This window comes from Streptomyces sp. NPDC002676, from assembly GCF_053592455.1.
This window is the reverse complement of the sequence record NZ_JBSFVT010000002.1, coordinates 143,199-166,164: the sequence shown is the minus strand read 5'-3', so window position 1 is coordinate 166,164 and position 22,966 is coordinate 143,199. Positions and strand designations below refer to the sequence as shown.

21 protein-coding genes and 1 pseudogene are annotated in these 22,966 nt (G+C 69.1%); 9 read left to right on the top strand and 13 right to left on the bottom strand.

The features are described 5' to 3' along the window. Positions 1-193 precede the first annotated feature (193 nt). The 7 genes from ACWD3E_RS07835 to ACWD3E_RS07805 form a co-directional block, all read right to left on the bottom strand. The gene (locus ACWD3E_RS07835; protein WP_451386655.1) at positions 194-2,365 is read right to left on the bottom strand and encodes an FG-GAP repeat domain-containing protein; all 2,172 of its coding nucleotides are present in this window, start codon (positions 2,363-2,365) and stop codon (positions 194-196) included. A gap of 541 nt (positions 2,366-2,906) precedes the next feature. Next, entirely contained in the window at positions 2,907-3,845 is a 939-nt protein-coding gene (gene tatC / locus ACWD3E_RS07830) for a twin-arginine translocase subunit TatC (RefSeq protein WP_451386654.1), read from the bottom strand. Positions 3,846-4,035: 190 nt separating this feature from the next. Further along, positions 4,036-4,335, bottom strand: a complete 300-nt coding sequence (tatA, locus tag ACWD3E_RS07825; protein WP_451386653.1) for a Sec-independent protein translocase subunit TatA — start codon at positions 4,333-4,335, stop codon at positions 4,036-4,038. 930 nt (positions 4,336-5,265) lie between these two features. Further along, a complete protein-coding gene (locus tag ACWD3E_RS07820; RefSeq protein WP_451386652.1) occupies positions 5,266-5,682 on the bottom strand; it encodes a hypothetical protein in 417 nt (138 codons plus the stop codon). A 284-nt stretch (positions 5,683-5,966) separates the two neighbouring features. Beyond that, positions 5,967-6,395 carry an ATP-binding protein gene (locus ACWD3E_RS07815; protein WP_451386651.1) on the bottom strand — a complete coding sequence of 143 codons (429 nt, stop codon included), beginning with the start codon at positions 6,393-6,395 and terminating at the stop codon, positions 5,967-5,969. A gap of 717 nt (positions 6,396-7,112) precedes the next feature. Next, positions 7,113-7,901, bottom strand: a complete 789-nt coding sequence (locus ACWD3E_RS07810; RefSeq protein WP_451386650.1) for an anti-sigma factor family protein — start codon at positions 7,899-7,901, stop codon at positions 7,113-7,115. 25 nt (positions 7,902-7,926) lie between these two features. Beyond that, positions 7,927-8,529 (bottom strand): sigma-70 family RNA polymerase sigma factor, encoded by a 603-nt coding sequence (locus tag ACWD3E_RS07805; protein ID WP_451386649.1) that lies wholly within the window; start codon positions 8,527-8,529, stop codon positions 7,927-7,929. Between the two features lie 790 nt (positions 8,530-9,319). Here ACWD3E_RS07805 and ACWD3E_RS07800 point away from each other — a divergent pair. The 4 genes from ACWD3E_RS07800 to ACWD3E_RS07785 all read left to right on the top strand — a co-directional run bounded on the left by ACWD3E_RS07800 (position 9,320) and on the right by ACWD3E_RS07785 (position 12,105). Next, on the top strand, positions 9,320-9,871 hold the full coding sequence (locus ACWD3E_RS07800; RefSeq protein ID WP_451386648.1) for a cupredoxin domain-containing protein: 552 nt from the start codon (positions 9,320-9,322) through the stop codon (positions 9,869-9,871). Next, entirely contained in the window at positions 9,871-10,875 is a 1,005-nt protein-coding gene (locus tag ACWD3E_RS07795; RefSeq protein ID WP_451386647.1) for a metallophosphoesterase family protein, read from the top strand. Before ACWD3E_RS07800 ends, ACWD3E_RS07795 begins: the two co-directional genes overlap by 1 nt. A gap of 35 nt (positions 10,876-10,910) precedes the next feature. Then, positions 10,911-11,321: a hypothetical protein gene (locus tag ACWD3E_RS07790; protein WP_451386646.1), complete on the top strand. Its 411-nt coding sequence runs from the start codon at positions 10,911-10,913 to the stop codon at positions 11,319-11,321. 187 nt (positions 11,322-11,508) lie between these two features. Next, positions 11,509-12,105 (top strand): Type-2Aa cytolytic delta-endotoxin, encoded by a 597-nt coding sequence (locus tag ACWD3E_RS07785; protein ID WP_451387113.1) that lies wholly within the window; start codon positions 11,509-11,511, stop codon positions 12,103-12,105. A gap of 216 nt (positions 12,106-12,321) precedes the next feature. Here the strand turns inward: ACWD3E_RS07785 and ACWD3E_RS07780 are convergent, their stop codons facing one another. Then, positions 12,322-12,987, bottom strand: a complete 666-nt coding sequence (locus tag ACWD3E_RS07780; RefSeq protein ID WP_451386645.1) for a nitroreductase — start codon at positions 12,985-12,987, stop codon at positions 12,322-12,324. Positions 12,988-13,311: 324 nt separating this feature from the next. Between ACWD3E_RS07780 and ACWD3E_RS07775 the strand changes: the two genes are divergently transcribed. Both ACWD3E_RS07775 and ACWD3E_RS07770 read left to right on the top strand, forming a co-directional pair. Then, positions 13,312-13,791 carry a MarR family winged helix-turn-helix transcriptional regulator gene (locus ACWD3E_RS07775; RefSeq protein ID WP_451386644.1) on the top strand — a complete coding sequence of 160 codons (480 nt, stop codon included), beginning with the start codon at positions 13,312-13,314 and terminating at the stop codon, positions 13,789-13,791. Then, entirely contained in the window at positions 13,788-14,222 is a 435-nt protein-coding gene (locus tag ACWD3E_RS07770; protein ID WP_451386643.1) for a hypothetical protein, read from the top strand. The genes ACWD3E_RS07775 and ACWD3E_RS07770 overlap by 4 nt, the downstream gene beginning before the upstream one ends. Before the next feature lie 19 nt (positions 14,223-14,241). On the opposite strand, the gene ACWD3E_RS07765 is transcribed toward ACWD3E_RS07770, so the two are convergent. Together ACWD3E_RS07765 and ACWD3E_RS07760 are read right to left on the bottom strand one after the other, a co-directional pair. Beyond that, a complete protein-coding gene (locus ACWD3E_RS07765; RefSeq protein ID WP_451386642.1) occupies positions 14,242-14,775 on the bottom strand; it encodes a hypothetical protein in 534 nt (177 codons plus the stop codon). A 2,068-nt stretch (positions 14,776-16,843) separates the two neighbouring features. Next, positions 16,844-17,488 (bottom strand): dihydrofolate reductase family protein, encoded by a 645-nt coding sequence (locus ACWD3E_RS07760; protein ID WP_451386641.1) that lies wholly within the window; start codon positions 17,486-17,488, stop codon positions 16,844-16,846. Positions 17,489-18,009: 521 nt separating this feature from the next. Between ACWD3E_RS07760 and ACWD3E_RS07755 the strand changes: the two genes are divergently transcribed. Beyond that, positions 18,010-18,681 carry a transposase gene (locus ACWD3E_RS07755; RefSeq protein ID WP_451386640.1) on the top strand — a complete coding sequence of 224 codons (672 nt, stop codon included), beginning with the start codon at positions 18,010-18,012 and terminating at the stop codon, positions 18,679-18,681. A gap of 104 nt (positions 18,682-18,785) precedes the next feature. On the opposite strand, the gene ACWD3E_RS07750 is transcribed toward ACWD3E_RS07755, so the two are convergent. The 3 genes and pseudogenes from ACWD3E_RS07750 to ACWD3E_RS07740 all read right to left on the bottom strand — a co-directional run. Next, entirely contained in the window at positions 18,786-20,189 is a 1,404-nt protein-coding gene (locus ACWD3E_RS07750) for a M1 family metallopeptidase (protein WP_451386639.1), read from the bottom strand. Positions 20,190-20,332: 143 nt separating this feature from the next. Next, positions 20,333-20,740 carry a DUF7919 family protein gene (locus tag ACWD3E_RS07745; RefSeq protein WP_451386638.1) on the bottom strand — a complete coding sequence of 136 codons (408 nt, stop codon included), beginning with the start codon at positions 20,738-20,740 and terminating at the stop codon, positions 20,333-20,335. A gap of 353 nt (positions 20,741-21,093) precedes the next feature. Next, positions 21,094-21,294 (bottom strand): annotated as a pseudogene (locus tag ACWD3E_RS07740) (IS701 family transposase); the annotation flags it as partial. 94 nt (positions 21,295-21,388) lie between these two features. On the opposite strand from ACWD3E_RS07740, the gene ACWD3E_RS07735 reads away from it, so the two are divergent. Together ACWD3E_RS07735 and ACWD3E_RS07730 are read left to right on the top strand one after the other, a co-directional pair. Continuing rightward, positions 21,389-21,991 carry a hypothetical protein gene (locus tag ACWD3E_RS07735; RefSeq protein ID WP_451386637.1) on the top strand — a complete coding sequence of 201 codons (603 nt, stop codon included), beginning with the start codon at positions 21,389-21,391 and terminating at the stop codon, positions 21,989-21,991. 360 nt (positions 21,992-22,351) lie between these two features. Beyond that, positions 22,352-22,921: a transposase gene (locus ACWD3E_RS07730; RefSeq protein WP_451386636.1), complete on the top strand. Its 570-nt coding sequence runs from the start codon at positions 22,352-22,354 to the stop codon at positions 22,919-22,921. The last annotated feature ends 45 nt before the right edge of the window (positions 22,922-22,966 follow it).

Sequence of the window (22,966 nt, the reverse complement as noted above, 5' to 3'; positions counted from 1 at the left end):
CCGGAGTCCGCGCTCGGGCACGGTTGTTCGGCCCGGCCGCCGTGGATGTGGCGGCCGGGCCGGCGTACGTGGGTCGGGCCCGGCCGGTCGTCCTGCCCTTCCGGGTCGAGTTGGTCCGGGTGGACCCGCCGGAACCGGACGCGGAGCCGGCCCCCGATCCCTGTGGTCCCGTGTGGCCGGCGCGTTCGCGTCGTCAGGAGATGCGGATGTCCGTCCAGTTCGTGGTCTTGCCGGCCTGTGACCGGCTGCCGAGGCCGCCCTGGCCGTTGCCCGGGTTCAGCCAGGCCCGGCCGTCCCTGTCGAGCGAGATCACATCGGCCCGGCCGTCCCCGGACAGGTCGAGCCCGCCGACCACGTCCTTGTAGGAGGTGCCCCAGTCCTTGAAGACCAGCGACCGGGGCTTGAAGGTGCCGGCGCCGGTCCCGCTGAATCGCCAGAGCTCGTTCGACGCGTCGAGGGCCAGCAGGTCGTTCTTGCCGTCGCCGTCGAGGTCGCCGGCAGCGATCAGCTTCTTGTAGCCGCCGAAGCCGGACCCGGCGAGCGTGCGGGCCTTGAAGCCGCCCGCACCGTTGTTCGCGTACAGGTACAGCTTCCCGGTCGAGGCGGACCGGGTGAGCAGGTCGGCCTGGCCGTCGCCCGTCACGTCGCCGGGCGAGAGGACCGCGTCGTACCCGCTCCAGTCCGAGGAGACCTTGACGTGGAACGACTGCTGGTCGGGCAGCCCTCCGCACATCGTCGGGTAGATGTGGGCCTCGCCCTTCGGGTAGCGGACGAACACGTCGTTGCAGCCGTCGCCGTCGAGGTCGCCGAACGGCAGAACCAGCGTGCCCGTCGGCCAGCTGCTCGCGCGCTGCCCCGCGGACAGCTTCGTCGCGTCACCCGCGTACACCTTCAGACCGGCGCTGTCCCGGCCGAACAGGTCGGCCTTGCCATCGTCCGTGTAGTCACGCCACTTGGGCAGCGTGCGGCTGGTGGTGGTGGCCTCGTAGACGCCGTCCAGGACGATGCTGTTCGTCTCGGTCAGCCTGTACTCGTCCCACAGCACGACGGGCCGGCCGAGCGCGTCGGCGGCCACCTCGGGCGCGCCGGTGGACTGGGCGCTCGTCGCGCTCAGCCGCCGCGCGGCGGACCAGGTGCCGCCCTTGAAGACGGAGGCCATCGCGTATTCCTGGCCCGAGTAGCCCTCCCGCCACGTCACCGTGACCGTGCCGCCCGAGGTAGCGGTCGCGGCGACCGCGCGCACCTTCTTGTGCGTGGAGAAGGGCTGCGTGTACGGCTGCCAGACACCGGTGGCCGCCGAGCGCACCGCGTACCAGGGGCCGGTCGAGTAGCCGGGCCCGCCGGCCACGAAGAGGTCGCCGTTGGGCAGGTGGACGGGCGCCGTCATCCCGTACGTGCTGCCGTAGTTGGCGGCAGACTGCGGGGTGCTCCACTGCGTGGAGCCGGCGGGCCGGTGCGTGTACATGAGGTGCGCGAGGTCGTCGTAGAACACGTCGAAGCCGCCCTGCGGATCGGCGAACACCTTCGGGCGGGCCAGGTCCACGCCCGGAACCGGGAAGCCCTGGACCGCGGACCAGGCGGTCGCGCCGGGGGCCTTCTCCAGGGCGACTACGGCCTTGCTCGCCTGCCACTGCCACACCAGCAGGGCGGTGCCGTCCTTGGCGACCGCCAGCTCCATGCCGGAGATGTCCCGGCTGCCGGACGGCGGCTGCTCGTTGAGGTCGGTCGGAGCGGTCCACGCGGCCTGCGGGCCGGCCTTCTCGGCGGCCTTCACGACGCCGTAGACCTGCCACACGGCGACCAGCCGGCCGTCGGGGGCCGCCGCCAGATGGTAGTAGGCCTTCTCGGGGACCTCTGCGACGTACTCGGGCTCGGAGAAGGCGGTCGCGCCTGGCGCGAGGGTGGCCACCTTCAGCCAGTAGTTGTCGTGGTCGTCGGCGCGCTTGGCCGCCCAGACCAGGCGCACCGAGCCGTCGCCGAGCGAGACCAGCTCGGTGTTGAACCCGCCGGCGTCCGGCCAGGACTGCGGGGCGAGCCAGCGGGTGCTGCCGGCGGGCCGGATCCGGGTGAAACGGGAGAGCCCGTCGCCGGTGAGGGAGACGACAGCGCCATTCCCGGCCGACACCAGGGCGTTCAGCCCACCCGAGGCGGAGGCGGGGTCGGGGTTCGGGGCGTGCAGGGTGCGGGTGCCCCACGGGCCCGGCGCACGGGTCCCGACGGCGGCCGGGGCAGTGTCGGCGCCCGTGGCGGTGGTGCCGGTAGCCGCTGCCGTGGCGGTGGTGTGGGCGGCGGCCGGGGCCGCGGCCGCCAGGGCGAGGACGGGAGTGAGCGCGATGCCGAGCACCGCGCGGGACTGCGCAGTCATGGGAATGCCCCCCGGGCAGGGCGTATCCGGTGGCACGGATTCGCCGAACTGTTCGAATGAGTCAGGCGCAGCGTATATCAACCAAGATCGCCCCGCGGGGGAGGTAGACCACGACGTGCTCCGCCAGCAGGTCTGCGAGAGCTCGTGGACACGCTGATCTGCTCCACGAAGGCTTCATGAGGGATGCCGTGCTCCTTCGCGACGCGGCCGACGAAGCCGTCCGGGTCGGTCCATACCCCGGTGCCCACCGGTCCAGCAGCGCACGGGGCACCTCTTCGTGCACTCCACGGTGAACGAGCACACCAACGCCAGGCCGTGGGACAGCGGGCCGCCACGAGCGCGGCGTCGGCGGTCGTCAGGGCGGCGTGGGGATCGGCGACGCAGAGGTTGTAGGCCCAGGCGAGGTAGTTGAGGTGGACCGCCTCCTCCTCGCCCTGCTGCTGCCCGAGCTCCGCATCGGAGCGGACGACTTCTGAGACCCGCTGCGGGGCGTGACGGGCCCGAACGGTCCATCATGAATGCTTCCTCAGGTCACGTCGTCCTACACGTCGGCGCGGTCGTCGTCAGCGTCCGGGTGCGCGGGCAGGGCCCGGCTGGCGGACACCGGTTCCACTTCGCCGATGTCCTGCGACGTGAGGTCGAGGTCGGAGGCCTCGTCGTCGCCGGGTTCCTCTGCCTCTCTGCGGGCCTTGCGCCGGTCATTGAGAAGCGAAAAGACAACGGCGGCGAAATAGAGCACCCAGATCGGCGCGGCCAGCGCCAGCATGGTCAGCGGGTCCGTGCTCGGCGTCGCCACGGCCGAAAAGGCCGTGATCCCCAGCATCATGCCGCGCCACCAGCGGAGCATCCGCCGGCCGGGCAGCACCCCGGTGAGGTTCAGCATGACCAGCAGCAGCGGCATCTCGAAGGAGAGACCGAAGACGACCACCATGCGGGTGACGAGGTCGAGCAGCCCGTCGAGCGGCAGCAGGTTGTCCACCCCGTGCGGGGTGAAGTCGATCAACACCTTCGCGGTCGTGGGCAGCACCTTGTAGGCGAAGAAGGCGCCGCCGAAGAACAGCGGGACGCCCGCGCCGACGAACGCGTAGGCGTATTTCCGCTCGTGCTTGTGCAGGCCGGGGGCAACGAACGCCCACAGTTGGTACAGCCATATCGGCGAGGCCAGCACGACGCCGGCCATCAGGGACACCTTCAGCGCCAGGGTGAAGGGCGCGAGCAGACCGTTGATCGTGATCCGCGCGCAGGTGGTGTGCGCGGTCTGCTTGGCCAGATCGGCGAAGGACGTCGGGCATCCGACCGAGTCCAGTACCGGCCTGGTGAAGAAGTTAATGATGTCCTTGTAGGAGAAGGCCGTGGCGATCGTGACGACCAGGATGGCCAAGGCGGCCTTGGCGAGCCGCTTGCGGAGCTCACGAAGGTGCTCTGCGAGCGGCATCCGCCCCTCGGGATCATTCTCCTTGTTGCGGACCGACTGGGGCACGACACGTCCTCATCTCGTGCGGGGGACCGGAGACCACCGGTCCTGCGTCAGTACTTGATCGTCTAGGCAGTTGGTCCAGGTCGACACCACTTACCGCGAGCTGACCTGCCCTGCCCAGCCCGAGGGGGAGCGCCTTACGAAGGTCCTCGGACCGTCCACTGTTGCCCGCCGCGCAGAACCGCGCTCAGTCTCAGTGGTTGGTCGTGCTGTCCCTGGGCACGGTGCGGGCGGCGGCGGTGTCTCCGGGAGCGCCCGAGATCGTCCGCGGTCCCGGTCCCGGTCTAGGTCCCGTTGCAGGCTCAGGCTCAGGTTCGGGGTGGGGTTCGTGTGAGGCGCCGTCGTCCTTCATGGCCCTGGTCTCGCTCTTGAGGATCCGCATGGACTTGCCCAGCGCCCGGGCCGTGTCGGGTAGTTTCTTCGAGCCGGAGATCAAGACCACCACCGCGACCACGATCAGCAGGTGCCAGGGCTCCAGCGCATTGCGGAACATCGTCACACCACCTCTCCGAACGCATGCTTGCTACCGTTGCCGACACTGTCGAAGAGGCCGCTGCCCAGCACCCGCCGGGCCTCTGCGACGGCTTTCATGCCCCCATCGCTCTCCGGGCGGGCGCACAGACTCGGTCGCTGCCCAAGGAATCGTCCTGCCCACGACCGGGCCTTGCGGAAAGTTGAGTTGACGCGAAGGAAGGTGCACACCTTTGGCCGCGGACGAGGGCTCGCTGCCGTCGGCGGGCGCGTCCAGCACGGTTGCCCGTCCGCCGATACGGCGAAGAGTTCCCCTTCCGCGTCCCGCCCGCACTCGGCCGGGACATCACGCTGCTGGACGCGGTCGATGTCCACGACCCGGCAGGGCTCTCCACCGACAGATGCCTGGCACTCGGCGTCGCAGAAGGGGATCCGCAGGACGTGGCCGGGCAGCCCGGCATCCGTGCCCGCGCCCGCGGTCTCGTGCGCGGGCGCCTGGGAGGCGGTTTCCCGGTGCACTTGGCACGGCGGTTTCACCGATGTCCGCCGCCCGCGGCATCGGGAGATTCCCACGGCGTCGTCCAGCCCGGCCTCACAAGTGACTGCGTCGGGTTCGCCGCATGTGAGCTGCAGAGCCACCTGCGCCGGCTGCCCGGTCCGCGGAATGTGCGGGGGCGCTTGGGCCGGATGGACGCGCAACTGCTGCCCCTGGGAGCAACCACGTTCGGGCACCTGGAGCAGCCGATGGGTTCTCGCGTTCGGCCACGGTGCATTCATCGGCCTTCCCCCGCGTGACCGCTTCTGCCGCCGGCCGGCGCGATGTTCACGCATGGCTGTCGGGCGTGGAAGGCGAGGCAAGTGGAACTGGCCGGCTGCTGCGAGGGCGTGCCGAGTGTCGACGTCCTTGCGGGTCATGTGTCCTTCTTCCTGGCGGGTCGGGATCGGGGTCGATTCAGATTCCGGGGCGCCCGGCGGCCGTCCAGGCGGCGTACTCCTGACGGACGTAGAGGCGACGGCTGGGGGCGAGCGTGATCGCGTCGGGGTGGTGCGGGCCGACCACCAGGTCGGGATGGTGGCGGTCGTGCAGGACGAGTTGTGCGGCGGTTTCTGCGGCGGCTGCGACCGGGCCGGGGCCGGGGTCCGCGAGGGCCATCCGGTCCATGAGGGCGGCCCGGCGTAGCAGCCAGGCGCGGTCGGCGGCCGACGCATTGACCGGGGGGCCGGTGACGGGCCTGGCCTGGCGGCCGTCGCGTTCGGCCCCGATAGCGAGCACTTGGTGCATCTCGCGGCGCAGGTCTGGCGCATTCGCGTACGCCTCGTGCGGGGGCGGGGCGCCGATGCCCTCGCCGCTGCTCGAGGTGACGTCCACGCTCACACCTTCGCCGGTACGCAGGGTCGGCGCCGCAGCGTTGACACAGCATCGTGTCGTGGCCGGGGTCGCTGTGATCAAGGGCCGATGGATATGCCGCGGACCGCATGGGCAACTGGGCCGGACCGGGCAGCCGTCGATGGGGCACGGCTTGTGGGTCGCGAAGGCCCACTCGGCGGGGTCGTCGAGTGACCCGGCGCCGCAGCCGCCCCCGGTGACCCGTCGCTGTGCTGCGGTGCCGGCCCCGGCAGGGGGTCGCAGCTCGTGCGGAACGTCCGGGCCGGTCATGGCGAGCACCTCAGGCAGGCCCGGACTTCGCGGCCGCTGCGTGTCTGGTGGACCTCGGTCGACTGGGCGAGGTACTGGACGATGCCGGTGCCGCGGCCGTGTTCGTCGGGGGCGATGTCGGGGCGATGGCGTTCCACGGTCGTGCCGGAGTCAGTGACCACAATGTGCAGAGTGCCGTGGTCGAGGACGAGCAGCAGGGTCATGCGCTCGCGGCCGTACTGGGCGGCGTTGGCGGCGAGTTCGTCGACGATGAGAACGGCGGAGTCCCGCTCGCTTGCGGGCACACTCCAGGTCTCCAGCAGATCGGCCGCGAAGTGACGAGCGGCGGAGACGTGCGCCTCCTGCGCGGGCAGAGTGAGCAGCGCCTGGTGGTGGCAGGGCTGACCGAGCAGTGAACTCGGGCTGGGGAAATCGGTCACGGACATGGTCTTTTCGCTCTTTTGTGGATGTGTGGAGACCGGAACGGGAGAGACCGCCAACCCCTTCGGGGCGGTCGTTGGGCCGGATCCTGCATGAGCGCGCTCATTCAGTTCCACGGGCGACACATGCTGAACGGTTCGAGTTATTCGCCCCTTTTGTTCGACTTCTTCCGGGTCGTGTCAATGCCAGCGACCCGGCTGGGCGCACTCATCTCGGCTCGGTCGCGGCGGACAGGGAGTGAACGCCCCGTCGGCGCACTCACGCATCAAGTCAGTCGAGGACTGGGCCGGTTCGCTGGATCCGGGGTGAGGGCGACCGGGGCCCGGAGGTCGTCGGCGCGCCGCGAGAAGGACCAGGGCACCTGCTTCGGCCTCCTCCCGGCGGAGGTTGAGGTGCATGCCGCCGGCCCCCGCACAGCCGTACCCATTCATGTACGCGGCCGACACCCGAGGGGGCCCGCGCTGGACGGCCTCAGCGCGCTCCTCCAGCCTGGTCGGGCAGGGTTTCCTTTGGCGTGACCACCGTTCCCACCAGCGACGGTGCAGCGCGTAGCAGGCGCCCTCGCGGGGCGCCGGACCACCCGGGACGCCTTCGCCACCGAAGGGTCGGGCCGTGGCGACGTCTTCTTGGTCTCTTGTGCCGCGGTGCGCTCTCACCTGAGAGCTGCGGGCGCGTCACTGGGCGGCGAGGCTGCCCAGTGACGCGCCCGTTCCGGTCTCGCCTCACGCCCGGATGGTGACCAGCTTCTGACCGTTGTCTGCGCGGATCTCAAAGTGCTCGATGGCTTCCGGGGACATGGCGACCGCGCCTGGGATCGTGGTGCCGGGAGGGTACTGGCCTGCCCGCCAGGTGGCGACGTCCGTCCTGGCGCCGCCGGGCCCGACCGCCTGGAGCCGGCAGGTGATTCCGGCGGGCGCGCCCCTGGCGGAGACCCGCAGCACACTGCCCCAGGCAGAGGGGTAGACCTTCACCGAGGCGGAGACGCCGGTGGTGGGGTCGCTTCCGGAGAAGGTGCGCCGGGCAACCGGCGCGGTCGGCCCGGGCGGCGTTGCCTGACTGCCCACGGTTCCGATGGTCGCGAGCCATGTGCCGCCGACCGCCGCCGCGATGAACACCAGGGAGGCGGCGGCGCCGGCCAGTTGCAGACGCCAGGTCCTTCGGCGCCGGGCCGCGGCCTGCTGCAGCAACCTCTCCAGCACACCCGCCTGTGGTGCCTGCGGTGCTACAGGCACCGCGGGCCGTGCGGGCGAGGAGCCTTGCGCGCTCTCGGCTGCCCGTGCCACCAGCCGGTCGGCCGGGTCCCCGTGGGCTGTCGGCACCGTCTGGCCTGAGGCTTCGGCTTCGGTCACCGTTGCCAGCAGCGCAGACAGTCCCGCCAGCTGGGCGTGTTCGGCCCGGCATTCGGCGCATTCCGTGAGGTGGACGCGCACCTGTTCCATTTCCGCCGAGGGCAGTGTGCCCAGGACGTACCCTCCCAGCGCCTGCCTGAGGGCGTCGTGCTCCGCACTCATGGTCGCCACCTCCTGCACGCCGCGGTCATGGCTCGATTCCCCGTTCCTGCAGCGCCAGCCGCAGGGCGTGCAGGGCGTAGTACGTCCGTGACTTCACGGTGCCCAGCGGGATGCCCAGCACCTGTGCGGCCTCCACCATGGTCCGGCCCTTGTAGTAGGTCTCCAGCAGCACCGCGCGGTGGTCCGGGGACAGCGTCCGGACGGCGTCGGCCACCGCCCAGCTCTGCAGTGCCTGCTCGATCTCGTCCTCGCCCGGTGTCTGCTCGGAGGCTCGTTCCAGCACGTCGCCGCCGACCTCGGTCGGCCTGGCCTGCCGGGCCCGGTGGGCGTCGATGACCAGATGTCGGGCGACCGTACACAGCCATGCCCGGGCCGGGCCGCGTGCGGGGTCGAACGCAGCGGGATGCTGCCACGCTCTGAGCAGCGTCTCCTGCACCACATCCTCCGCCCATTGCCGATCTCCTGAGGTCAGTCGCAGCGCATAGTGGAACAGGGGCCCCGCGTGCTCCGCATACAGGGTGCGCAGCAGTTCCTCATCCGCGGTCGAAAGGGGCCCTTTACCAGAGACACGGTGCGCGGAGCGATCCGGATCGGTCCTTAGGTCACGTTTTCGGGGACTCCAGGGCATAAGTCGATCATCGCGCACATGTACTACTTTGTCCTCTAACGCATGGCGTGGTGCAGGTGACACTCTGTGTTCGCGCGGGCGGCACTCCGTGCCAGGCCTCACGGCACCACCAGGACCATGCGAGCCCGGCGCGCGGGGGAGGCGGGGCGATCTGGGGCGATGCCGCGAACCCCCTTAAAGGCGATGTCATGAACTCCAATAAAAAGTGCATATAGGTCGAACCGTGGGCCCCTGTCGTCCGTGGAGCCAGACGAGAGCGAACTTACGCGCAATTCCTCATCAACCCCCACGCGACAAAGGACGGTTCAGAGGTGACCGAGATACACCATGCGACGCACGTGCTCCTGGCGCCGGCCACGCTCGCCGCGCCCCCGCGCATCGAAGTCGGCGCCACCGCGCGGCCCCGGCCCGTGCCCAGCGCACACCACGGCGACGGCTCCCTGCAGTGCTCGACGTGCACAGCGATCGGGGGCTGCGCAACGACCGGGGCGGACCTCCACCCGGCCCAGCGCGTGTACCACCCGTACGGGCACCGGCGGCCTGCGATGAGTCACTCGTGGCTCCCCGCACAGGGAACTACCGCATGCGGCCTGCACCTTCGCGGCGTGCAACGGCGGATGCGCAGCGCGGCGCACGTCGAGGCGAGCGGCCGGCGCGAGGCAGCACCCATGCTCGATCGCTGGGTCCGTGCACGCGCCCATGAACACGGCATCCGCCACATATCCCTGCGGTTGCGTGCGCCCAGCCGGCGCAGTCCCCGTTTCCGCCTGACCAGTGAGGAACGGACACCATGTACCTGAACTTTCGCACGCCAGGCCGTCGATCACGCACTGCGGCCGGGCTGGCCGTCGCCGCCATCGCCACTGCCGGCGCGCTGGGGCTCCTCAGCTCACGCGGCCAGCCCTCGCATTCCTCGTCCATGAGAGCCGGCGCCATCACGCCCGGTCCGGGTCAGCGCCAGACGGCAGGCATGCCCGGAGCCACGGGGCCGGGAAACACGACGGGCTCCGTTCCCGGCGCCTCGCCGATGCCCGACATGAGCATGCCCATGAGTCCCTCGAGCACTGGCGCGCCGACCGCGCCGGTGACCGGGAACGCCGTGGCGATCAAGAACTTCGCATTCTCCCCGGCCACGTTGAAGGTCAAAGTGGGCACGACGGTGACCTGGACCAATCAGGACACCGACGCCCACACCGTCACCAGCGCCGGATCGGGCGGTCCGTTGCATTCCGCCGCCCTGGCCACCCATGCCACCTACAGCTACACGTTCACCAAGCCTGGCACCTACGCCTACCTCTGCACCATCCATCCGTTCATGACCGGCACCGTGGAGGTGACCTGATGACCGACTACTACGACAGTCACCACGGAACTCCGGCCGACGGCGCCGGTCAGCCCGATACCGAATACGGTATGAGTCGGCGTCAACTCCTCCGGCATGCAGGGTGGTTCGGTGGCGCGGTGGTGCTGACCGTGGCCGGTGGAGAGGTGATCAGCCACATCGCCGACTCCCGGGACACCAACGCCGGGGCCGCCGCCGCCGGCGCCGCCGCAGCGGGAAGCGGCGCGCTGCGGTTCGTGCAGGTCTCCGACAGCCATATCGGGTTCCAGGGGCCGGCGAACACGGATGTGACCGGGTCATTCACCGAAGCGATCAACCAGGTCAACTCGCTCGGATTCAGACCGGACTTCGTCATGCACAGCGGAGACCTGACCCACCTGTCCACGGCCGGGCAGTTCGACCAGGTCAAGCAGATGATGGCCGGAATGAAGACAGACCGCATCTTCACCGTGCCGGGCGAGCACGACTCCATCGGCGATGCGGGCCGCGCCTACCGGCGGGCCTTCGGCATGGGCACGCTCGGCGATGGCTGGTACAGCTTCGAGACCCACGGCGTGCACTTCATCGCCCTGGTCAACACCCTGAGCCTGGAGAAACTCGGCCACCTCGGCAACGGCCAGATCGACTTCGTTCGCAAGGACATCTCCGGACTGTCGTCGGACACCCCCATCGTGGTCTTCAGCCACATCCCGCTGTTCGCCATGTACCCGAAGTGGGGCTGGAGCACCGACGACGCCCTCAAGGTCATCGCCCTCCTGCGCCGCTTCTCGTCCGTCACCTGTCTCAACGGGCACGTCCACCAGCTGTTCACCAAGACAGATGGCAACATCACCTTTCACTCCGCCACCACCACCGCCTACCCCCTGCCCAAACCGGGCCGTGCCCCCGCCCCCACCCCGCAGGTCGTCCCTGCCCGGCAGCTCAAAGACGCACTCGGCATCCGCAGCGTCGGCTACCGCCGAGGCGACCGCGAACTGGCCATCAAGGACCAGAGGCTGGCATGAACACCCAAAGATTCCTCGCCCCCACCTTGCGGTCGGTGACCGCTGCAACCCTCGCCGCCGGCGGATACATCCACGCCGAGCTCTACATCGACGAGTACCGCTTCATCCACATCGTCGGCCCCCTGTTCCTGCTCCAGGCCAGCGCTTCCTTCGCCCTCGCTCTCCTGCTGCTGATCGGGACACCACCCGCGCTGCTGAGGGCCGCCGTGGCAGGCGTCGCGCTCGGTGTCCTCGGCGGCTTCACCGCTTCGCGCACCGTGGGCGTGTTCGGATTCACCGAGCACGGTCTGCAGCCCGCGCCACAAGCCTTCCTCAGCCTCCTCGCCGAAACCGGCACGCTGCTGCTCCTCGCCATCTGGCAGCTGACCCTGACCAGGCAACGCCGTGCTGCCCGACCGCCTGTAAGGACACCCAACTGGGCCACCGCCCGCCCACCATCCAACTGAAGTACGACCACGAAGCCGCCCCGGATGTCTGCGTCCTGGCTCGTGGTGCGGCGGGCCGGAGAAGGTCGACGGCCACCGAAATGTTGCTGTTCCCGTCGCTGTCACGCGTGGCGCCTGCCGCACCGGCGCCCCGCGGGGAGCGGTGGCGCACCGCTACGGCATACTGACGCCTCACCAGTGCAACAAAATGTTGAAGGAGGGGACGTTGACAGCCTGCTTCAGGACAGTCACCGAGGTGGGAGAGGCTCATCTTGCCCAAGCGGAGACCCTGGGACGTGCCTTCCAGGACGCGATCGCGCCGGCCACCGTCAACTACGACTTCGGTCACATTCGCGATGCCGCCGCCATGCTTCCCGACAGCGACATCGTCAAGATGGTCCGTGGTTGGGGGCTCCAGGAGGAGGCGCCGATCCTGGTGATGGCGCTCTCCCTCAAGGAGGCGGTCCGCCAGGCACTCCCGCCCGAGGCGGCTCAGGCGTCGTTCTGGGACACCGTCGAGCGCGGCCTCATGGATGCCTTCACCGGTCTCGCGGAGCAGGAGGGCGAACCGGGACTGGCTTACTACGAGGAGGGGCCGGACCACACCAGCTACTACCGCGATCTGTTCTTCGCCCTCCAGGACGAGGAAGCCGGCGCGTACCTGTACGCCGTCGCCTTCTGCGCCGACGTCACGGTCGGCTTTGGCAAGTCCCGTGTGGGGACCCTGGGCCTCACCGACACCGCACCGTTCGCGGTCCGGCTCAACGCGATCGTCGTGCGCCAGAAGCTCGCGAACGTGGCCTGATCCTCCGGGCATCGCCCGCCGCTTCCTCCCCACGACCAGTCAAGGCCCGCCGTCCCGGGCCGCGAAACTGTGCACTGCTGCGCGAGATAACGAGGGCGGCGCCCCTCCGAACCGCATCGGGGTGGACCTTGGTCCGCGGTTCGGCGGTGATCCGACTGCCGAAGGCGTCCTGAGATGCCGCTAGGGTCCGTCCTGTGGATCTTGACCGCCTGGCGGTCATACTCCGATGAAGTTCACTATTTCGGTCAGGTCCGCCCTCGCGGTACGCAGTCGTGGCACGCCTTCCTTCTCGAACCCCACCGCGACACCGCAGAACAGTACGAGCCCGTCATCGGCTCCGACCGTCTGGCTGACAGTCTTGCGATACATCGTCCACATCACCTGGGGGCAGCTGTGCAACCCTTCCGCCCTCAGCAACAGCATGACCGTCTGCAAGTACATCCCTGCGTCCCCCCACTGTCCGGGCCCCATCGTCCGGTCGAGGTAGCAGAACAGTACGACTGGCGCCCCGAACGCCTGCGAGTTCGAGGCGGCGATCTTCTTGGGCCTGTCGAGGTCGTCACGGTCGATTCCCAGCGCTTCGTACCGCTGGGCGGCTGCGGCGGAGAACCGGTCCAGATACGGCGAGGTCAGTTCTGCCGGGTACATCGGATACTCCCGCTCATCACCCAGGTCTCCCGCCAGTGCCCTGGCCGTCGCGCGCCTCTTCAGTTCGGCCAAGGGCTCGCCGGCCACGACGTACACATGCCACGGCTGGAGGTTCCCGCTCGACGGAGCCCGCGTCGCTGCCGCCAACACTCGTTCGAGTATCTCCTTGGGCACTGGCTCACCGCTGAACGCCCGCACAGCCCGGCGACTGTCCACGGCCTCGTATACATCCACGTCTTCGCGCCCCCTCACTCAACGACAACCACCCCTCCACCGTGCGGTGGTCGCAACGCCGCCATGGTTGACCGGATCTACCTGCGCCACTCCACCGACAAGCAGACCGACGGCAAACGCGGTGTGGTGGGGGTCTCGGGAGCGGTCGTCATGACGTGATCGTAGGCGCCCATCACGTGCAACCCGCCGTCCTTCGACGGCACTTGGCGTGCGGTGGCAGGCAGGCGACGCGATCGTCCGCGAATCCCCCGACAAGATCCCCGTACGGAAACGGTCGGTGGCGCGGTAGCCCTCCCCGCACCTGAGCGGCAGCGTGACGATGCCATGGGACTTGCGAGCCACTACTACGGTTTCGTAATATCCGAAAGCGTGAAGTCCGAATCCGTGCCATCTGGGCGGTCGGTGCTGCTGACCTTGCAGCGCGCGACCCACGCCACCTTGCATCTCATCGCTACCGAACTCGCCGACCTCGACCTGACCGCCTCCGAGATCAACGCCCTGGCCAACCTCGCCGACGGCCAGGGCCGTACCGTGTCCCAGCTGGGTGCTGCCGTCGGTACCCGCCCCACGACGCTGACCAGCGTGCTGGACCGGTTGGAGCGACGTGGTCACATCACCCGCAGCACGCGCGCGAGTGACCGTCGCTCGGTGCTCATCGAACTCACCGAGTCGGGGCGGGCGGCGGCGGTCCTGATCACACAGACACTGGCCGATATCGAGAACCGTGCGCTGGACGGGCTGCCCGCCGAGGCGGTCACCGGTTTTCGCGCGGTTATGGATGCGTTGATCAAGGAGGGGTCGTGATCGGAAGCGACCACGGTGCTGATGAGGAGTCCTCACTGTTCACGGAGCTGATGGGGGAGGTGATGGCCACCGCCGAGCGGTTCGGACACCGCGAGCACATCCGCCTGACCTGGCTGGCCGTCCGGCGCTGCGGAACCGCCGCGGCGGTCGGCCTGGTCAGCGACGGCATCCAGCGCACCGCCCGTTACGCAGGCGCCCCGCAGAAGTACAACGCCACCGTCAGCCGGGCCTGGGTCGAGCTGGTGGGCCACCACATCGGCCAATCGGACGCCGCGGACTTCGACGGCTTCGCCTGCCGACACCCCGCCCTGCTCGACAAGAAGCTGCTGACCCGCTTCTACCGGTCCTCGACATTGGCCGGCACCTCGGCCAGGACCGGCTGGGTCGAGCCCGACCTCGCGCCCTTCCCCTGGCAACACGCCGGTGAGTGAGAACTGAACTGCACATCGATCAGCAACGGCCCTCCCCGCCTCGACCGGCAGCCACGCGGGGATGGCTGCGAAGGTCCCAGCCGTCGAACGACTGCTGGTGGCCGACGAGTTGGCCTGCCCGGGCTGCGGTGGAGTGCTGCCCCGCTGGGGCTGGGGCCGACCGCGTCGCCTCCGGGGCTCGGGCGGGGTGGCGGAGATGACGGTCCTGCGGGGCGATGCATGTGTTGTTGCCGGTGTCGTCGCTGGCCAGGAGGGCTGACCTGGCGGCACTGGTGGGTGCGGGGCTGGAGTTGGCGGCGGCCGGGCGGGGGTTCCGGCGGATCGCCGAGCGGCTGGACCGGCCGGTGACGACGGTGTGGGGCTGACTGCGGTGCCGGTCGTGCCGGGCGTCCTGGGTCGCCGGGGTGTTCACCTCGTGGCTGGTCGCGCTGGCGGACGATCCGGCCTGCGTGCTGCCGGTTCCCGCGCGGGCGGCGGTTGCGGACGCGGTGTCGGCGGCGACCGGGTCCACGTTCGCCGCGCGGACGCGCCTCGGGATGGTCGCGGTGCCCACCTGGCTGCTGGTGTCCGTGGCCTGCCACGGGCGCCTGCTGGAGCCCGGCCGGCCGCGCCTCCCTGACCGTGGAGCCGATCAACACGAGTCGGCCCTGACGGAGATCGTCGCGACGGGCCACCGTGGCGGCTGGAGTGTCCGAAAACCGTTCCGGGGGGTTGCCTCGATGCCGTTGGTCGATGAGGAGGAGCGACGGCGGGCCGAGCGGGCACACCAGGTCGCGTTGCCGGAGGAGGTGCTGGACCTGGCGGCCGCGTTGAAGCGGGAGAATCCGCCGCGGTCGGCCGTGCGGGTGGTGCGGATCCTGCAGCAGCACCTGGGCTGGGATCCGTCCTACCGGACGGTCCACCGGCATCTCCAGGGCGGAGACCGAACAGAGGCGGCGGCGCAATGCCATCCGTGCTTGCTGCGAGGCCACCGCCTCAGAAACTGTCCCTGCTCACGGCCTGCGACACTGCCGCTACCGGGGCATCGCCAAGACCCCACGTCCAACACGTGCTGACCGCTGCCGGAGCCAACATCATCCGGCTCAGCGACTGCTTCCGGCCCGGCACCACACCAGACCGTCCGCCAAGGCAAACCTGCCAATTCCAGCGGCTCTGCCGTGAGCTGCCCGGCTAGAGATCACCAACAGCATCAGTTCCGTGAAGCCCCGGTTCGCCCAGCCCTGACCACAGCAGATGCCCGGTCTGGATGACCGATGCGCCTATCCGAGTGCCTTCCGGACATCCCGCGAGCGAGTTACGCGCGGTGGGGGGTATGTCGTTTCGGGCGAGGTGACCTCGGGATCCGTGAGGAGATCAGCTATGTACGCAGTAGTTCGGCGGTATGAAGGGGTGACTGATCCTGCCGAGGCGGGACGCCAAGTGGACGAAGGATTCGTGCCTCTCCTCCGCCAGGTCCCCGGATTCGTGGCCTACTACTGGGTTGACGCCGGGGCCGGAGTGATGGTCTCTACCAGCGTCTTTGAAGACCAAGCCGGGGCCGACGAGTCGGTCAAGAGGGCGGCGGACTTCGTACGGGACCACCTTGCGTCACTGCTCCCCAACCCTCCTCAGGTCACGGCCGGCCAGGTTGTGGCGAACTCGCCATGAAGGACTTGCCCCACGACGCCGCCCGGCCGGACCCCGCCGTTCTGGGGTGCGGCCGCAGCGAGGAGTGCCGTCAGTGACCGGCTCCGTCGTCGAGCTGGCCATCGGGCTGCGCCAGGCGCTGACGGAGTTCTTCGGCTCCCTGGGCGACCACGACACCGAGGACCAGAGTCGTCAGGCGCGCCACGGCGCTGGGGCTCGTGGACCTGTCGTCGCCGGGCCTCCTCGGACGGCTGACCGCGCCCGGCACCGACCAAGCCGGGCAGCTCTTCCCTCTCCTGGTCGCGATCCTGTCCCGGGCAGTTGGGCAGGCCGCGCGGAGTGGCACCTGAGCATCGCCGATGTCCTCATGGTGGACGGCACCCGGGTCGACGTACTCGCGCCCACACTGCCGCAGAAGTTCGTGCTCGAGCTCCGGCTGAGGGCGGCGGGTATCGCCCCCGGCGTCGAGGTGCGCGGCGGAGTCCTCCTCACCGTCACCGTTCCCGCCGAAGCCGCCAGGGCGAAGCTGGTGTTTGCGGTGCGCGGGCTGAGCCTGGTGCCCCCGAGCGACCCGCTGCTGGTCGTACTGCTGCCCGCAGGCCCGGCTTACGCCCCCGCTCGGGGCGGGCCGCGTGCGACGAAGCGAGTACTCGCATGTGCCGGGACCGCCGGGAGCCGGACCCCGCATTACCTGCCGCGCTCGGTACGGGCGTCACGCCGCACCGAGCGCCGCCCGCCAGACCGGCCTTCGCCCGGGCGTTCTCGGCCCGTAGCCAGGACAGCTCCTCGGCCGGACTTTGGCCGGCCCCGGCGACGCGTTGCTCGGACGTGTGCTGGGCGGTGTCCTTGCGGACCCACGTACGCAGTGTCTCCCCGGTATCCCGAGCTCCGCGGCCACCGCCGCAAGGAACGCGCCCGCATCCGAAGTGAGAAGGGCATCCACTGGGGCGGACGCCCTCTCGCAGTCGCAGCCTGAACTCGAGTGGGCCCTTGCGTCACCTTCGCCAGAACAGGTGGTGCGTCACGCCGCTCGGGCTGGGCACGACCTCCAGGTGGAACCGGTCGAGCAGCTCATCGGGGGACTCCCAGAGTCGTAGTCCGGACCCGACCTTCACCGGCGAGACCGCCACATGCATGGTGTCGACAAGGTCAGCATCAAGGAACTGCCGGATGGTGGTGACCCCGCCGCCGAGTCGGACGTCCTTGCCCTGCGCCGCTTCCCGCGCCCGTTCGAGGACCGTGGCCGGGTCGCCGTCGACGAAGTGGAACGTGGTGTCGGAAAGCGTGAACGAAGGACGCTCGTGGTGGGTCATGACGAACACCGGGGTACGGAACGGAGGCTCCTCCCCCCACCAGCCGCGCCACTCATCGTCCTGCCAGGGGCCGCGCTGGGGCCCGAACTTGTTGCGGCCCATGATCTCGGCACCGATGTTGCGTGCGAAGTCCCGCGTGAAGTAGTCGTCCAGGCCCCGGCTCCCGCCGGGATCTGTGCGCATGGGCCAGCTCGCCGTGGCTCCGGCCCAGGCGAACAGCCTCTCGGGATGGTCGTGGCCGAACGGTCGCTCGAGACTCTGGTGCTCACCGGCACCGATGCCGTCACTCGAGACGTTGAAGTTCATCACTCTCAGCAGTTGATCCACGTGTTTCCTCGTCAGGTCCTGTCGCGTCATCGTGTGGCGAGGCGCCGCACATCATGACGTCGAACGGGACGTGGCCGGATCGACAGCTGGTCCGCAACTTTTTTCCAAGGCGCGTCAGGAAGCGGCTCGGTCGACGGTTCGGACTGCTGTCTGGCTGTGTCTGCGCTCAAGGTGCCAAGTGCCGGGGCCAGTCGCGCAAGGCGGCCTCTTGTAGACCGGGGCGGCTCGTTCGAGAGTGGTGGTCTGCAGGTTCCTGGCCCGGAATCCCCTTGAACGGGAACGCCGTTTGCGTGACGGGGAGCGGGTGACGTAAGAGCCTGCTCCTACAGGGTCTTGAATCGGGCCCGGCAGCAGCACATCGAGCGGCCAGTTCCGCAAGACTCCTCCGGCGCCGCGGCCCCGACCTCGGCCGCTGAGTGTGTGTGCCTCTTCAGTGCGCCGGGATGTCCTGGTGGTGTCCGCCGCGGGCGGGGCGAGCTGGTACTGGTAGCTGGGTTCTTAGCGGGCTGTGCGCTTCACAATTGGGACGCCACAGCCGATGCGTCGGCAGGCGGACGACGACCGGCGCCCCCCAGCGCCAGTACTCGGGCACCGCCGACCGTACCGAAGACTGCCGGATCGGCGTCTTCGCCGCCTACGCCACCATCCGCGGCCGGGCCCCGGTGGAGCGCGAGCTGTATCTGCCCAAGTCCTGGACAAACGACCGCCGGCGCTGCCGCGCCGCGAAGATCCCCGATGAGCGGACCTTCGCCACGAAGGGAGAACTGGCCACAGTGACGGTGCTGCGCGCACTCGCCTCGCCGTTGCCGATCGCCTGGGTGACCGCCGATTCCGCCTATGGCCAGGAACGGCGCTTTCGCCGCCTGCTGGAAGAGACCGCCATCGGCTACGTCCTGGCCGTCCCGAAGCCCCAGCAGGTGCCGCGCTTCGGCCGCATGCCCGCGTGTCTACCACTGGGCAGCCGTCCAGATCCCCGCGATCGAGGACTTGGACGGCGACAGACTCACACATCAACGCTGGGCGCTGGCCCGAGGCGGTCGGCGATCGAGGAATGCTTCCAGGCCGCGAAGAACGAATGTGGCCTGGACCAATACGAAGTCCGCCGACCCCTGGCAACTTGCCCCAGCCCCCAGCCCCCAGCCCCCAGCCCGTCGCCCCCAACTGCCACTACCGACGACGTGTCCACTCGTTGAAGGGGCGGTCCGGCAAGACCGCCCCTGGCGCACCATCGAACCACTGCTGGGGTACTAGTTCATGACACTCTCCTCGGCCAGCGAGAAGGCATCGACGCAGGTGTTTACCGGATGCGGTGGGTCTTCCAGAAGGAGGTCAGGTCCTTGTCGGTCATGGACTGGGCGGCTTTCTTGAAGTCGGCGGTGGTGGAGACGCCGTACCAGTGGTCGCTGGCGTAGCGCTTGAGGAGGCGTGCCATGGTGGCGGTGCCGAGGGTGCGTTCCAGGTCTGCCAGGGCGCAGGGGCCAGCGGTGTAGATGAGGTGGTATGCGCCGGGGTGCTTCGCCCAGTAGGCCATGGAACTGGTGAGCGCGGCGTTCTGGTCGGGCCAGTCGTCCGGGCCCCAGCAGTGGCGGGTGTCCCAGCCGTAGAAGCGGGCGTTGGCGTACTGGGCGAAGCTCTCGTCCAGCCAGGGCGCACGGTATTGGTCGTTGCCGACGATGCCGTACCACCACTGGTGGGCCACTTCGTGGACGACGGCGCTGCCCTCCTCGGTGGTCCCGAGTAGGACCAGGCCGGGGTATTCCATGCCGCCGCCGAACTTCGGGGCCATCACCAGGTCGAGCTCGCCGTAGGGGTAGCGGCCGTACTCCGTGCTGAACCGGTCGACGGCGGCGGCGCCGTCGCGGCGGGTGAGTCGTACGCCTGGGGCGGGCGTGTCGGGTGCCCAGTACGATCTGACCCGCACGCCGCCGGGCGTGGTCTGGGCCGCGGTGCGGAACGGGCCTGCCGCCCACGCGAAGTCCCGTACCCGGTGCGCGACGCTGTGCGTAAGGGTACGCCCCGGCGTGCCGGGGCTGGTGCGGGTGCGGCCGGTCGCCGGGACCTTGAGGGCCGTCGGATGGTCGAGCGTTACCTGGAAGTCGCCGACCAGGGTGTAGAAGCTCTCACCGGTCGACACGTACGGATCGAGGTGCCATCCCGTCGCGTCGTGCACGGCGAGCACGGGCAGCGCGTTGCCGAGGAAGCGGAACGCGCCCTCGCGTCCGAAGCGGTTGTTGCGCCCGGGCACGGTGAGGGACACGTCGAAGGAGACGGCCGTGCGCCGGCCGTGCTCGAGAGGTGCGGGCAGGGTGATGCGCAGCGCGGTGCAGTCCACACTGAGCCGGCCCGCCGTGCCGCCCCGCACCCGGGACACGGTGACGGGGGAGGGGCTGCCGGGAGTTCCGCAGGCGTCCACGCCGTTGCCCCACAGCCGCAGATACACCTCGTGCAGCGGCCGGTTGGAGGCGTTGCGGAACGACACGCGCTCCCGGCCCTTCCAGTGGGTGCCGTCGGCATCGGCGCGCAGGGTCACGTCGTAGCGCAGGTGATCGGGTGTTGCGGCCTGGTCGCTCTTTGCTGCGGCCGTGGGTGCGGGGACGGCGTCGGCGACGCCGACGCCGACGCCGGACCCGACGAGTAGCGCGAGCAGGGCAGCGAGCAGACGGCGGGGGGTTGGTGGTGGCCACGCGGGCAGAGACGGCATGGCAGCCGATCGTGTCACAGTGCTTCCGGCATACGCACCCGTGTGCGGGAAGTGAGCGGGCCGGTTCCGCTATCTCCTAGCTAGGCCGGGCCTCGTTCGAACTCCTCCGGACCTGCATCCTCACCCAGCCATGAGTCCCGGTGTCAGGAAAAGGCATTGGGCGCCAGCACAGCATCTACGAAGTCGGTCGGCGGCAAGTAGCTGTGGGCTTCGACATAGTGAGCAACCAGTTCGGGAGCAGCGTAGGCGACGTCGTTCCCCATGACGCGTATCTCTGAACTGCCCCGCGGGCAGTCGCCACGCGGTCCGAACAGTCCCGAGGCACACCAAGGGCAGAAGTGATAGCCGCGAGTCTGCTCGGCCCGATGCGTCTGAGTCATACGCTGCAGCACGTCTACCAACCCCGGAGGCGGCTCCCCTTTTGAGTAGTTCTCGCTGCGGCTAAGCCAGCCCACGTTCAGTAGCGGGACACCTCGCCAGCGGCCTGATGCTTCTGGGGCCCAATTGTCCCTGTCGTATGTGTACGGAGTCAGGTCTGCGTAGTAGGTCATGGTGATTGTCTATCAACCAGAGTCGCTCGGATCCCACACGCCGTAACCGATCAGGCCACAACGCTCGAGAGCATCACGGAACTGCGGACAGAGCCTTCAAGGTTCAGGCAAGATTTTCGTGACGGGTGACGGGCAGTAATCCGGATCACGCGAGGATGACTCCTGCCCAGGGTGCCCTGCCTACGCGCATCGCGCCGATGAAGCACCCGGCTCCGTCTGCATTCCCGTCGTCACCGGCACCGCCCAGGCGGTAACTCCCAGCCGAGATGGCCGCCCACGCGGCCGACGGCCCACTCCGCCGATGCCCGGCAGAGCGTCGAACGGCCGCGCGGATTTTGAACAGCGGCAGCTGGACGCAGGTCGTCACGGATGGCGTCGGCGTCCCACTTGGCACGGCTCAGCGGGTGTTGCACGGCGTCGGGGGTCGCCTCGTCAGCCCATTCGGCGATGGTCCAGCAGTACTTCCGAGGCAGGTCCGCGAGCAGTCCCAGCACCAGGTGCCGTATGCGGCGGCGGGGTTCGACCCGGGCGAACCTGCCTGCGATGCGGTCCATCAGGCCCTCGAACGCTTGCTGTCAGCGGGCAGCGTCTACCCTGTGACCTGCGTCCACCTCGTGATCGTTTGTCTTCACACACCGATGATCGACGATGGCCGCACCTGCCAGCACCAGCAGGGTGGAACGGCTCGTTGAAGGAGACGCAGTGCTGGGATTGCTGGGCTTCTACGACGAACTCGAAAACCGCTCCGGCCAGCCGAACGGATCGATACGCGATGCGGTCCGGCCCGTCGGCGAGCCGGACGAGGCGGACCTGGTGGCCTACCTGGACGCCGGCCACGTCCTGATCGACGTCATGGAAGCCGGACACGACGTCATCACCGGCAGCGCCCACCGGCACTCTCCGGGCTGCTCGTCACTGGTGACCGACGGAACCTGGTTGTGGCGCCAGGACTTCCCGCACTACCTGGAAACACACCACGTTGCGCTTCCCGAGGCATTCATCGCACACGTCCGCGACCTGAACTACCAGATGCCCACCATCACCGTCGCGCAGTTCGCTCCGCACTACGACGAGACCATGCCTCTGGTCGGCTGGACCTCGGCTACCCCGTGGCGATCGACTGCGACCGTGCTCGTAGCTGAACCACGAGCAGTGACCAGCAAAGCCGACTTCGACGCGGCAATGCTTGCCCAGGACCGGAACCGGCCGCACGGCAACTGGCGCAGGCCACGCAAGCCACGGAAAGCGTGAACATCACCAGCACAAGAGCGATCTACAGCTGGAGTACAGGTGCCGCGAGGATTCGGCCACCCCGAAGGCCCCGGAGGTTCCCACGTCTCATGCCCTTGTTCCCCCAAGAGAGGTGCTGCCGGGCCCTATTACCCGACAGTGGTCAACTCAAGGGGTACATGAGTCTGGGGTGGTGCCATGTGGCGAGTCCCCAAGCGACCAGTGGCATCGTCGGTGATTCGGGCCCTGGCCAACAGGGCTCCGTCGTGGTCGACCAGGGCTACATCGTGGTGGTCGCTGGCCCAGCATCCGATTAGCCGTTCGTGACCCCAGCAGCCCACGGGGCCCTCGGTCTGCTCAGGAGCTCTGGGCCGAGGCTTGATGAGTGGTGATCTCCGTAGGCGGCTCGGACTACGAAAGTCCACGATCCGGTCGTCAGATCAGATGCGGTGGGTGGTGCCGGACGGAGCCGGGACGACTCAGTCTCGGGGGACCCGTAAAAGGAACCGCCGGGCGTCATCGCCACCGAACCGGACGACCCATGGCCTCGGACGCTCGCGCGGCGGCCTGACCAGCAAGCTCCACCTGGTCGCCGAGCAAGGACAGGAACCCATGTCGATCGTGGTCACGGCCGGGCAGCGCGGAGACTCCACACAGTTCGAGCTGGTCTTGAAGAAGGTCCGCGTGCCCCGCATCGGACCGGGCCGGTCGCGTACCCGGCGCGATCGCGTACGTGCTGATAGCGCATACGCCTTCCGCAAGAACCGCTCCTACCTGTCTCGACGCGGGATCCGCTGCACCATTCCGGACAAGGCTGATCAAGCCCGCAACCGCAAGAAACTCGGCATGAGAGGCGGCAGGCCGCCGAAGTTCGACCCACAGGACTACAAGGCTCGGCACGAGGTCGAGTGCCACATCAACCGCCGTGAGTTGTGTGGACTTACGAAGTGACGGTGGCCGCAGGTCACAGCTAGATCCCGCCCGTTGGCGGGAGGC

What these genes read in the sequence shown, in the direction of transcription:
- ACWD3E_RS07745 (WP_451386638.1), bottom strand. Translation starts at nt 20,740, where the DNA reads ATGACCTACTACGCAGACCTGACTCCGTACACATACGACAGGGACAAT.
- ACWD3E_RS07800 (WP_451386648.1), top strand. Translation starts at nt 9,320, where the DNA reads ATGTACCTGAACTTTCGCACGCCAGGCCGTCGATCACGCACTGCGGCC.
- ACWD3E_RS07785 (WP_451387113.1), top strand. Translation starts at nt 11,509, where the DNA reads ATGTTGAAGGAGGGGACGTTGACAGCCTGCTTCAGGACAGTCACCGAG.
- ACWD3E_RS07730 (WP_451386636.1), top strand. Translation starts at nt 22,352, where the DNA reads ATGAGTGGTGATCTCCGTAGGCGGCTCGGACTACGAAAGTCCACGATC.
- ACWD3E_RS07795 (WP_451386647.1), top strand. Translation starts at nt 9,871, where the DNA reads ATGACCGACTACTACGACAGTCACCACGGAACTCCGGCCGACGGCGCC.
- tatA (WP_451386653.1), bottom strand. Translation starts at nt 4,335, where the DNA reads ATGTTCCGCAATGCGCTGGAGCCCTGGCACCTGCTGATCGTGGTCGCG.
- ACWD3E_RS07750 (WP_451386639.1), bottom strand. Translation starts at nt 20,189, where the DNA reads ATGCCGTCTCTGCCCGCGTGGCCACCACCAACCCCCCGCCGTCTGCTC.
- ACWD3E_RS07815 (WP_451386651.1), bottom strand. Translation starts at nt 6,395, where the DNA reads ATGTCCGTGACCGATTTCCCCAGCCCGAGTTCACTGCTCGGTCAGCCC.
- ACWD3E_RS07735 (WP_451386637.1), top strand. Translation starts at nt 21,389, where the DNA reads ATGGCCGCACCTGCCAGCACCAGCAGGGTGGAACGGCTCGTTGAAGGA.
- ACWD3E_RS07810 (WP_451386650.1), bottom strand. Translation starts at nt 7,901, where the DNA reads ATGAGTGCGGAGCACGACGCCCTCAGGCAGGCGCTGGGAGGGTACGTC.
- ACWD3E_RS07835 (WP_451386655.1), bottom strand. Translation starts at nt 2,365, where the DNA reads ATGACTGCGCAGTCCCGCGCGGTGCTCGGCATCGCGCTCACTCCCGTC.
- ACWD3E_RS07775 (WP_451386644.1), top strand. Translation starts at nt 13,312, where the DNA reads ATGGGACTTGCGAGCCACTACTACGGTTTCGTAATATCCGAAAGCGTG.
- ACWD3E_RS07805 (WP_451386649.1), bottom strand. Translation starts at nt 8,529, where the DNA reads ATGCCCTGGAGTCCCCGAAAACGTGACCTAAGGACCGATCCGGATCGC.